This window comes from Actinotalea ferrariae CF5-4 (genome assembly GCF_000603945.1).
Classification (GTDB): Bacteria; Actinomycetota; Actinomycetes; order Actinomycetales; family Cellulomonadaceae; genus Actinotalea; species Actinotalea ferrariae.
This window is the reverse complement of the sequence record NZ_AXCW01000488.1, coordinates 1-1238: the sequence shown is the minus strand read 5'-3', so window position 1 is coordinate 1238 and position 1238 is coordinate 1. Positions and strand designations below refer to the sequence as shown.

Sequence of the window (1238 nt, the reverse complement as noted above, 5' to 3'; positions counted from 1 at the left end):
CCGCCCCCGTTCCCGCCCACCCGCGTCCCTGCTGTCCCCCGCTCAGCACGTGCGCACTTCCCGACATCTCTGCGCGCCGGCGAGCGGACTTGTCGGGAAAGGCTGGTCGGCGAGCCGGGACGGGGACGCGTCCACGGGTCGGTGGGCATCGGGCACGTCCCCAGGGGCGGGGGACCACGCCGGCGGTCGAGAGCGGGTCGGGCCCAGAGTCCTGCTCGTGACAGGTCGACTGCCGGCGCACTGGGTGCCCGAGGTGGCGTCGCGCCAGGACGGGGTCTTCACCGCTGCGCAGGCCGTACGGGCCGGCGCCACAGCGGCACAGGTGCGTCGTCGCCGTGCCCAGGGGGTGTGGCAGCCGGTCCTGGGTGCAGCCCTGGTCCGCCGTGGTGTCGAGCCCACCCCTCGGCGCCGGGTCCAGGCCGGCGGCCTCACCTGGCCGGGCAGCGTCACGGCCTACACGTCCGCTGCGGTCTTCCATGGACTGCCCGTCCCCGACGACGGGCTCTTCCACGCCGTGGTCGGGCGGCGTCCGCGCCACCGTCCGGGGATGGTGCCGCACCAGATCACCCTCGCGCCCGACGACGTCGTCCCGGTCGGGGCAGGGGCCGTCACCACGGTGCTGCGCACGGTGCTGGACTGCCTGGGCCGGCTGGGTCCCGAGGACGCCGAGCGCCTGACGACCTGGGCTGCGACGCGCGAGATCCTGACGGCGGAGCTGCTGGAGGCTGCCATCGTCGAGCGTGGTCGTTCCTGGGGGACGAGCGCGTTGCGTCATGCCCTCGACGCCGTCTCCCACGGAGCGTTGAGCGCGGCCGAGCGGCGGTTGCACGTGCTGCTGGAACGCGCCGGTGTGCGGGGTTGGGAGGCCGATGTCCGGATCGACGACGGTGCTGGCCTGGTCGGCCGGGTCGACGTGCTCTTCCCGGCTGCGAGGGTCGTCGTGGAGGTCGACGGGTACGCGTACCACGCGCGAGCGGCGTTCCAGGCGGACCGCACGAAGCAGAACCGACTGGTTGCAGCCGGGTACACCGTCCTCCGCTTCACGTGGTCCGACCTCACCGACAGGCCGGACCAGGTCATCCGGTCGATCCGCCGAGCGACGACTCCCACCCGTTGACGCTCTCCCGCAACACTTCCCGACAGATCTGCTCGCCGGCGCGCAGACATGTCGTGAACTGCGCATCGCTCGGCGACGGCGGTGGGTGGGGCGGGAGGCGAGAGGCTGCGGGGTGGCGGGG

The 1238-nt window shown here is 73.7% G+C and carries 1 protein-coding gene; it reads left to right on the top strand.

Going from position 1 to position 1238, the window contains the following annotated elements; genetic code table 11:
- Positions 1–217: 217 nt before the first annotated feature.
- Positions 218–1117, top strand: coding sequence for a type IV toxin-antitoxin system AbiEi family antitoxin domain-containing protein (locus tag N866_RS18955; protein WP_155855512.1), 900 nt, complete (start codon positions 218–220; stop codon positions 1115–1117).
- Positions 1118–1238 lie beyond the last annotated feature (121 nt).